Here is an 8157-nt window from a genome sequence, read left to right as displayed (position 1 = left end):
GAAGCGTGCACCATGCGCGCACCTTCTTCCACACCCTGGCCCAGCAAGCACTTGATCTCGCAGAAAAAAATGTGGGGAAACCTCAGGGTCAGGTTCACTTCGGGGTACTTGCTCTGGCATGAAGCCTCATGATCCAACACTGCAACGACGACGAGGCTACCTCAGCTGACCCACAGTACAAGCCCATTGGTGATCTTCCATTTATTTCCTGCGCGGCTCAGAAGGTATAGCGTGCCCGTGCCGCATAGCCCATCGCAACGTTGTTCGGCATACACCAATGCATGGGAGCCTCCATCGATGAGGACTGGCACGCTTAGTTGTAAGTACCCTGCCGTCCCCGGGAACGTCTTGTAGAAAGCCGCCCAGTTAAAATCCGCCAATAAGGCGTCGACGGCAGCGGTTGGCGCTCCTCGCACGTAGTCACCGTCAGGTAGCCGTACCGTCACTGAGCTAGCATTCGCTAGGATCAGTGCCTCTCGCGCCTGCTTTGATACCAATGTATCGACAGCAGAACCTGAGAGCAGCTCTTGGTTCAAACTTGAAGCGCACGGCTGCTGCGCTCTGGTACCTGCACACGTCTGCGTGGATCGATCGAGCAGTACAACCGGTTTACGTTTTGTAGCCGCATGGGCGTCTTTGTCCTTAGGCGGAGACGGCAATCCGGGATATGGCTGATCTACGATAGCTGTCCATATAAGAATCATGTCCTGCGGCGATGGAGTTGTGGCCTGCTGCCGTGGCGCGGGCTGTTCAGACACTTCATCGAAATAAGAGGTCACTGATTTTGCAGACAGCGCTAACGCGGCGATTAGGATCAGGAGCAAGCTGGTAAAAGCGATGCGATACCAATTCACGCGTAGTCCGCTTCTTTTGATTAGGTCAGGTTTGATATTACCAACAGTGTGGGCCGCCTCTGCAGTAGCGCCGCCGTATTACGGCAGCCTTGACCTCCCATACATCCCCCACCCGCCATCCTCGCCCAGCCTCAACTGGAGAACGCACGATGATGAAGTGGATGGGTACCGCGCTGGCCGCGGCGTTGTTGGTGACCGGGTGCGCCAAGGTGGAGGGCGAAAAGTTCGTCGGCCACTGGGTCAACGTGCAGACGCAGGAAGAGACGATGGACATCGCGCGCAATGGCGAGACCTTCATGGTCCGCAGCACCACGCCGAAGTTCTTCAGCCGCAAGCCCAAGACCGAGAGCTACCCGGCCGTGTACAAGGACGGGGCGCTGCAGGTCACCAACGATGGTGAGACGGTGAACTTCGCCATCGATGAGACCAACGGCCACCTCAACACCGGCGGCGAGCAGTACCAGCGCGTGCCGGCCAAGTAAGGACGCCGCTGTGGCCAGCGCCCGCGTGCTGACCTTCACCGTCGCACGCGGGCGTTTTGCATTTTTTAGCCCTGCCGGTTTGTCGATATCTTTGCAAGCACGTCCGCGAACGCTCTCAACGCGTCATCGTTGGCCCAGGCGGAGTGACTGTCTGTTGCGATTGCTCAAGCGCTTGCTGCTGCTCTCGCACCTGCGATTGAGCTTGATTGATCGATTGCACGCGTTCGAACGATTGGTTTTCAGGTGTTTGCACCGCCTGCATAGTGGCCATGTCGGCACGAAGGTGCGCTGGGTCGCTCCGGACACCCTGAACCAGAAACACCTTTTCTCCGGCCGCGAGCTTGTCTGTTGGGTTATTGAGCAGCACATGGTCCACACGCGTCAGGCCTTCTTCCTTTGCTAGCACGAGCAGGCTGGCCGTCATGCGCTGACTCGATGCATCCCACTCCCGGCCATGTTGCGCATCGAGCTTTTCCACGCCACCTTTGATCTGTTGGTACAGCGCGTGATCTGCGTGATCTTGCTGCGTTGGCAGAGATGGCCTTGCCGACAATGGCGCTTGTGAATCACGGCTCGGCAAGTCCTGTTTCACATCGTTGACGAGGCTATCCGTAGCAGACCCTGGCTCCGGCCTACCGTGTTTGCGCTGCAGTGGTGCGATGTGCTTGTCGTAATAGTCCCCGTAATACTGCTCGTACGTCTTACTCGGCCCAACGGAAGGCTGCTCAGTCTTGAATGCCTGGGCAATCTGATTCAACGCTGCATCACGCGTGATTTGGCCTGCCATCTGCTGATCAGCAATTGCTTCGTACTGCTTTGGTCTCGTACCGCTGCCAGCGATACCGATATCGGGACCTTGATGATTCAGAATCTCACGCCGGACCAATGCATTACTGAGTGTTGCGGCAGCTTCGCCGCGCAGCATGTTGGTGACATACGCATGTTTGGAGGAATGATCAGGCTGCTCGGTAAACCGATGGTGTCCAATTTCATGGGAGAGCGAACGTGCGATGCGCGCACCTTGCCCGATTGCATTTTCGTCAATGACCACTTGCGTGCGGGGAACCAGATAAGTTCCGGCACCAGCGGCTCCCCAGACAACACCGACATTATCTCGATTGAGCTGCGCAAGACCTGCTTGAAGTGTGGGCGACTGTTGCAGAAAAGGTATCACCGCGGGATCTGATAGGGGCGAGGGCGGCTTCACGGCCGCGGTCGATGGCGTGGATTGCTGTGGCTGGGGATATTTCGACTCTTCGGTGTTTTTCATCATGCACTCCTTTGCAGGGGTCCAGCTAAGCAACTTACTGCTTGCTGATTGTAATAAAGCTCAGGTTGGCCTGATCTTTAGTCAGCCCAAGGATGACGGTTACCTGTCCCCTCTGAAGCGACCAATAGGCGCTCGAACCCGCTGCGTCTGGCCGCGGCGGGTAGAGCAGCGCATCTGGCCAAGGCACATCCTCGAGCGCCGGGCCAGGCGCAGAAAAGTCGAGCAACAGCGTCGCATGCGAAGGGGCGTCCTGCGTGCTACGGAGCTCGATATGCTGCAAGGCCGCACCGGCCAGCGCACCACCCTGACCAACACGCACCACCATCGCTTCTTGCGATTGACGAGGGCCAAATTGTGTTTGAAGCTGGGCGCTGAGTGCTGCGACATCTTGGAAATCGGTGCCGATCAAACGATCCACATCTTGCTTGAGGCGTTCCGTCACGTCTTTGCTCCTGGTTTCAATGGGGGGCTTGGTAGCTGCTACAGCTGAGTGACTGTGTGGAGTGCTAGAAACACATCCCGCATGGAGGGTGCACGCCAATAGCCCAAGCGGCAACCAGATTGCTCGCGGGAAGGCTGCATGTCCCCAGCCAAATGGCAGACCATGTGATCCCCGAATGCGAAGCGCCATTTCTTTATCCCGCGCTAGAACTGTCGTGGAAATCTAGCACGGCAATACCCACCTGGAATAACCAAAGCGCTGCCGCCAACGGCGGCAGTATGTCGGGAGGTTCGAACTTTTTACGGTCTTCAGACGTTGCACGGTATCGTTTGTATCGGCAGCTCCAACGCCCAACGGCGAAATGATCCTCGCTTGCGCGAATCGCGTTACCGGCCGTCGATGGCGCTTGCACCCGGGCTTCATGGGGTGGGATGCGCCGGATCAGGCTGAGCATTCGTGCCGGACCAGCTCACTTTTGGATCCGTCACCGATACGCCTTAACCCTTTCTACATTCCCCACCCGCCATCCTCGCCGCAGACTCAACTGGAGAAGGCACGATGATGAAGTGGATGGGCACCGCGCTGGCCGCGGCACTGCTGGTGAGCGGTTGCGCCAAGGTGGAGGGCGAGAAGTTCGTCGGCCACTGGGTCAACGTGCAGACGCAGGAAGAGACGATGGACATTGAGCGCAATGGCGAGACCTTCATGGTCCGCAGCACCACGCCGAAGTTCTTCAGCCGCAAGCCCAAGACCGAGAGCTACCCGGCCGTTTACAAGGACGGGGCGCTGCAGGTCACCAACGATGGCGAGACGGTGAACTTCGCCATCGATGAGACCAACGGCCACCTCAACACCGGTGGCGAGCAGTACCAGCGCGTGCCGACCAAGTAAGTCCTTTGCCGCCAGCGCCCGCGTGCAGACGTTAACCGTCGCACGCGGGCGTTTTGCGTTCTGGGGCTGCCGGCGGCTGCGAGGGCTGCCGACGCGGCTCCTTGAAAATGCTACGCCTGACACGCCGCTCGTCCCCCGGCCTCGCTCCCCCCTCCCATTCCAGGGCGCACAAGCCGTAAAGTGCGCAGGCACGCCAGGGTCATGGCGCTGCCCGACCGATCAATCCAGCAACTACGAGGGTGTCATGAGCAAGGGGATGGACCAGAAGAAGAGCCAGAAGAAAGAGCCGACCAAGACGCTGAAAGAAAAGCGCGCGGCCAAGCAGGAAAAGAAGGGCAAGTAAGCAGCCCGGCCTGCCAGACGGCAGACGAGGTCAGGCGCAGGCCTGGCCTCGCGTTTTTGGACGTAACACTAGGCGCTGAGTGTCGGCTTCCTAACTCGGCTTGTCAGATTCTCCCACTCACCGCTGGCATGACCTGCGGTAGCACCCAACGCTGCTGTAGACCGATCAACGGCCCGGCCCAAGCAGATGTGCCAATGTGGGTTTGTGTGGCTTTCGGAGCGCGTCATGAGCCGTTTGACCATCGATCTAAGCGATCAGCAGCACCAGAGCCTGAAGGCGCTGGCGGCTTTGCAAGGCAAGACAATCAAGCAGTACGCGCTTGAACGGCTCTTTACTGGTGACATAGACGCCGACCAGGCATGGCAAGGGTTGAAAACCCTTCTTGGGGGACGTGTCGAGGAAGGCCTTGCCGGCAAGGTATCCAACAAGAGCATCAGCACGATCCTGGATGAAGAATTGACCGAGGGCGATCGCGGTTGATGCACGGCTACGTCCTCACCGACGCAGCCGAAGCCGATCTGCGCGGGATCATCCGCTATACCTCGGCACGCTGGGGCCAGGCGCAGGTTCGCCGGCACATCGCCGCCCGCCTCGCAGCGGGGGAAGGCCCTTCAAGGATCTGAGTGCGCTATACCCTGCATTGCGGATGTCGCAATGCATGCACGATTACGTCTTCTGCCTGCCGCGTGAGCACGCTCCGTCACTGATTGTGGCGATCCTGCATGAGCGCATGGATCTGATGGTGCGTTTGGCCGGCAGGTTATAGCTCGCGCTCCACTGAGCAATGGGATGGGTCGCAACTCAAGCCGCCAGCCGCTTGATCCGTGACGGCAGATCACCCAGCGTGCGGTGCGCTTGTTCCAGCTCGTAATCGACTTGCAGGCCCAGCCAGAAGCGCTCGGTCGTGCCCAGCGCTGCAGCCAGGCGCACGGCGGTGTCGGCGGTGATGCCGCGCTTGCCCAGCACGATCTCGTTGATACGACGCGGCGGCACGCCGGTGGCGCGCGCCAGTGCGTTCTGGCTGATGCCCATCGGCTCGAGGAACTCTTCAAGCAGGATTTCGCCAGGGTGGATGTTGGGTAGGACTGTCATGGACAGATGCCTCGTGCTCAGTGGCGATGATCGCCGCGATTTTAGTGCTTGGTGTCGTAGCTCTTGCCGTCGGAGGCAGCTATTCGAAAATTTCGAATAACTGTCTTCGGCTACAGCTCTTTGCCTGAGAACACTTTTCACTGCTGTCATCGCGCCGGCTTGCGTCCATCAGAACAACGACCCCTGCACGGGCGCAGTGGATGGTTCTGTTGCTGGCTTGGCGGGTGCCGCCTGCTGCTGCGCACCCAACCGCCACGCCAATCCCGAGATGCGCGCGGCATGCCGTGCGAGCGCGGCGCGGATCAGTGCTTCGCTGCCGGCCAGGTGCAGGGCGCGGCGGGCGCGGGTGATGCCGGTGTAGAGCAGTTCGCGGCTGAGCACGCGGGCGTCGCGGGTGGGCAGTTGCAGCCAGACGTGGTCGAATTCGCTGCCCTGGGCCTTGTGCACGGTCATGGCGAAGGCGCTCTCGTGGGCGGGCAAGGCGGCGGGGTGGAAGCCGCGCACCTGGCCGTCGCCGTCGCCTTCGAACCAGGCGACCAAGGGGCCTTGGGAGCGGCGGTCGGCGGCGGGGTCGCCGCGGTTTGCGGTGCCGCTGGGGTGGCTTGGGCCAGAAGACGGGGCTGCGTCGGCGCGCGTTGTCTCGGTGCTCGCATCGCTGCGCTCTGAGGTGGCGCTTGTGTTGTCGCGCCCCGAGAAGGGATTCGCGTCGCTTTGCCCCGAAGAGGGACTCGCGTCGCTTCGCAAACAGATGCCGACGTCGCCGTTGAACAGGCCGTGGCGGTAGCTGTTTTCGGTGATCAGCAGCAGGCGGCCCTGGAACCAGGGCGAGGCGCCGCCGAGTCTGCGCGCGCCGGAGCCGGTGTCGGCGAGCAGTTGTTCGATGCGGGCGTTGAGGCCGCGCGCGCCTTGCGGGCCGGCGCGCACGGCGGTGAGCAGGCGCAGGCGGCTGGCCGCGCGCAGGGCGGCGGCGGGGTCTTGCGCATCGGCCAGCGCGCGCCAGTGGGCCAGCAGTGCGTCGCGGCCGAGGGTGAGCGGGTCGTCGCCGTCTTCGTGGAAGTGCACGCCGGCCAGCTCGCCGCTGCGCAGCAGGGCCAGCGCGGTGTCGGCGTCGCCGGCGCGGATGGCGTCGGCCAGTGGGGCGAGTGCGAAGTTTTCCGCTTGCCGATAGCCGCGTAGCAGGTGCACGCGGTGGCCGGTGAGGCCGCTGCTGTGGCTGATGGTGTGGCTGATGGTGTGGCTAACGGTCTGGATGCTGGCAGGCGTGCTGTCAGTGGGCGCGCTGCCGAGCAGCGGTTGCAGCGCGTCGGCGTCGTGCGGTTGCAGGGCATCGCCGGGGCCGGCGGCCTGCAGGATGGCGGCGAGCACGTCGCCGGCTTCCACCGAAGGCAGCTGGTCGGCGTCGCCGAGCAGGATCAGCTGGGTACCATCGGCGACGGCTTCGACCAGCTTGCACATCAGCGGCAGGTCGACCATGGAGGCTTCGTCGACGACGATCAGGTCGAACGGCAGCGGGTTGTCTGCGTTATGACGGAAGTTTGGCGAATCCGGGATGACGCCGAGCAGGCGATGCAGGGTGCTGGCGCCGGATGGGAGGAGGGATTCCCAGGGCAGTGGCGGGCCCTCACCCGCCCTTCGGGCCCCCTCTCCCGCTTGCGGGAGAGGGGAAACAGCGGGGTTCGGTGGCTGCTTCGCTTGCAAGGCACTGTAAGTAGGCGGCAGCTGGATGCCGGCGGCGATGGCGCGGGCGACGGCGGCGCGCAGGCTTTCGGCCATGCGTTCGGCGGCACGGCCGGTGGGCGCGGCCAGGGCGATGCGTGGCGGCGGGTGGCCGGCGGCATGGGCCTGCGCGATGCGCAGCAGTAACAGGCGGGCGATGGTGGTGGTCTTGCCGGTGCCGGGGCCACCGGTGATCAGCAGCAGCGCGCGACGCAGCGCCAGCGCGGCAGCTTGGGCCTGGCGGTCTGGGGAGTGGGACGGGGTCGGTGGCTTCGTGCCGTCTTGGTGGTGGGATGGCGCGGGCAGGCCCGACCCCTCACCCGCGCTTCGGGCACCCTCTCCCAGGGGGAGAGGGGTTGGGTCCACGGGCTGAGCGGTTGGGGTCGCGTTTGGGAACAGCTGTGCGAACAACGGCGCCAGCGCGTTGGCGTCGAACGCCGGCATGGGCTGAGCGGCGATGCGCTGCAGGCCCAGGGCCAGCCGGCGTTCGTATTCGCGGTAGCGGCGCAGGTAGAGCAGGCCGTGTTCGAGGACCAGCGGGCAGTCGGCGGCGGCCGGGTCGTCGGGGTTCGGTTGGTCGACCCAGCGCGAGGCGACCAGGGTGCGTTGCCAGTCGGTGGGGTCCGGGAATGCGGGAGAGGGGCCGTCGCGTTGGTCCAGCAGCATGGCGGCGCGCGCCGGGTCCAGCCCGGCGTGGCCGCTGGTGACTGCCAGCGACGCGAGCGCGGCGGCGGCCAGGACCTGTGGATCGGTGTCTGGCGCCAGACGTTGCAGGCTTTGGGCGAAGGCCAGATCCAGCGTGCGCAGGGCGCCGCTCTGGCTGAGGGCGGTCAGCAGGGTTGGGTGGCTCATAAGGTGGATGCCTGACTCGCGGACGTAGCGTCACTCCAACCCCCGCTCCGCGCCCAGGCCCACGCCAGTGGCGCGGGCGCTCCAGGGCACGCGCGCCAGCGGCGCGCCACCAGTGCCTGATCGCCCCGGGGGGACAGGGGCTTTATTGCATCGGCGCTGACGGGCTGCGCGCTCTCCCGGAGGGACAGGGACCTTGGTGCGTCGGCCGCAAGAGG

At 63.3% G+C, this 8157-nt stretch carries 8 protein-coding genes and 1 pseudogene; 4 read left to right on the top strand and 5 right to left on the bottom strand.

All coding sequences use genetic code 11. The annotated features are described in order from the left end of the window. Nucleotides 1-161: 161 nt before the first annotated feature. Nucleotides 162-854, bottom strand: a complete 693-nt coding sequence (locus XdyCFBP7245_RS23915) for a hypothetical protein (protein WP_146091706.1) — start codon at nucleotides 852-854, stop codon at nucleotides 162-164. 149 nt (nucleotides 855-1003) lie between these two features. Between XdyCFBP7245_RS23915 and XdyCFBP7245_RS21000 the strand changes: the two genes are divergently transcribed. Next, complete coding sequence (locus XdyCFBP7245_RS21000; RefSeq protein ID WP_055852432.1) at nucleotides 1004-1336, top strand: hypothetical protein; 333 nt, start codon at nucleotides 1004-1006, stop codon at nucleotides 1334-1336. A 115-nt stretch (nucleotides 1337-1451) separates the two neighbouring features. Here XdyCFBP7245_RS21000 and XdyCFBP7245_RS20995 read toward each other — a convergent pair whose 3' ends face one another. Together XdyCFBP7245_RS20995 and XdyCFBP7245_RS20990 are read right to left on the bottom strand one after the other, a co-directional pair. Continuing rightward, nucleotides 1452-2606, bottom strand: coding sequence for an XVIPCD domain-containing protein (locus XdyCFBP7245_RS20995; protein ID WP_244907877.1), 1155 nt, complete (start codon nucleotides 2604-2606; stop codon nucleotides 1452-1454). 34 nt (nucleotides 2607-2640) lie between these two features. Next, entirely contained in the window at nucleotides 2641-3048 is a 408-nt protein-coding gene (locus XdyCFBP7245_RS20990) for a hypothetical protein (protein WP_104617337.1), read from the bottom strand. A 558-nt stretch (nucleotides 3049-3606) separates the two neighbouring features. Between XdyCFBP7245_RS20990 and XdyCFBP7245_RS20985 the strand changes: the two genes are divergently transcribed. From XdyCFBP7245_RS20985 to XdyCFBP7245_RS24615, 3 genes and pseudogenes are all read left to right on the top strand, one after another. Further along, the gene (locus XdyCFBP7245_RS20985; RefSeq protein WP_104617336.1) at nucleotides 3607-3939 is read left to right on the top strand and encodes a hypothetical protein; all 333 of its coding nucleotides are present in this window, start codon (nucleotides 3607-3609) and stop codon (nucleotides 3937-3939) included. A 568-nt stretch (nucleotides 3940-4507) separates the two neighbouring features. After that, nucleotides 4508-4762, top strand: a complete 255-nt coding sequence (locus XdyCFBP7245_RS20975) for an antitoxin (protein ID WP_104617338.1) — start codon at nucleotides 4508-4510, stop codon at nucleotides 4760-4762. Beyond that, nucleotides 4762-5048 (top strand): annotated as a pseudogene (locus tag XdyCFBP7245_RS24615) (type II toxin-antitoxin system RelE/ParE family toxin). Before XdyCFBP7245_RS20975 ends, XdyCFBP7245_RS24615 begins: the two are co-directional and overlap by 1 nt. Before the next feature lie 35 nt (nucleotides 5049-5083). Here the strand turns inward: XdyCFBP7245_RS24615 and XdyCFBP7245_RS20965 are convergent. Together XdyCFBP7245_RS20965 and XdyCFBP7245_RS20960 are read right to left on the bottom strand one after the other, a co-directional pair. After that, a complete protein-coding gene (locus XdyCFBP7245_RS20965) occupies nucleotides 5084-5374 on the bottom strand; it encodes a HigA family addiction module antitoxin (protein WP_104617335.1) in 291 nt (96 codons plus the stop codon). A gap of 168 nt (nucleotides 5375-5542) precedes the next feature. Continuing rightward, nucleotides 5543-7942 carry an AAA family ATPase gene (locus XdyCFBP7245_RS20960; RefSeq protein ID WP_104617334.1) on the bottom strand — a complete coding sequence of 800 codons (2400 nt, stop codon included), beginning with the start codon at nucleotides 7940-7942 and terminating at the stop codon, nucleotides 5543-5545. Between the last annotated feature and the right edge of the window lie 215 nt (nucleotides 7943-8157).

It is taken from the genome of Xanthomonas dyei, from assembly GCF_002939865.1.
Taxonomy (GTDB): Bacteria; Pseudomonadota; Gammaproteobacteria; order Xanthomonadales; family Xanthomonadaceae; genus Xanthomonas; species Xanthomonas dyei.
Note: the sequence above shows the minus strand (reverse complement) of the source record. Positions and strands in the feature narration are given on the sequence as shown.

What these genes read in the sequence shown, in the direction of transcription:
- XdyCFBP7245_RS21000 (WP_055852432.1), top strand. Translation starts at nt 1,004, where the DNA reads ATGATGAAGTGGATGGGTACCGCGCTGGCCGCGGCGTTGTTGGTGACC.
- XdyCFBP7245_RS20995 (WP_244907877.1), bottom strand. Translation starts at nt 2,606, where the DNA reads ATGAAAAACACCGAAGAGTCGAAATATCCCCAGCCACAGCAATCCACG.
- XdyCFBP7245_RS20985 (WP_104617336.1), top strand. Translation starts at nt 3,607, where the DNA reads ATGATGAAGTGGATGGGCACCGCGCTGGCCGCGGCACTGCTGGTGAGC.
- XdyCFBP7245_RS20975 (WP_104617338.1), top strand. Translation starts at nt 4,508, where the DNA reads ATGAGCCGTTTGACCATCGATCTAAGCGATCAGCAGCACCAGAGCCTG.
- XdyCFBP7245_RS20965 (WP_104617335.1), bottom strand. Translation starts at nt 5,374, where the DNA reads ATGACAGTCCTACCCAACATCCACCCTGGCGAAATCCTGCTTGAAGAG.
- XdyCFBP7245_RS20960 (WP_104617334.1), bottom strand. Translation starts at nt 7,942, where the DNA reads ATGAGCCACCCAACCCTGCTGACCGCCCTCAGCCAGAGCGGCGCCCTG.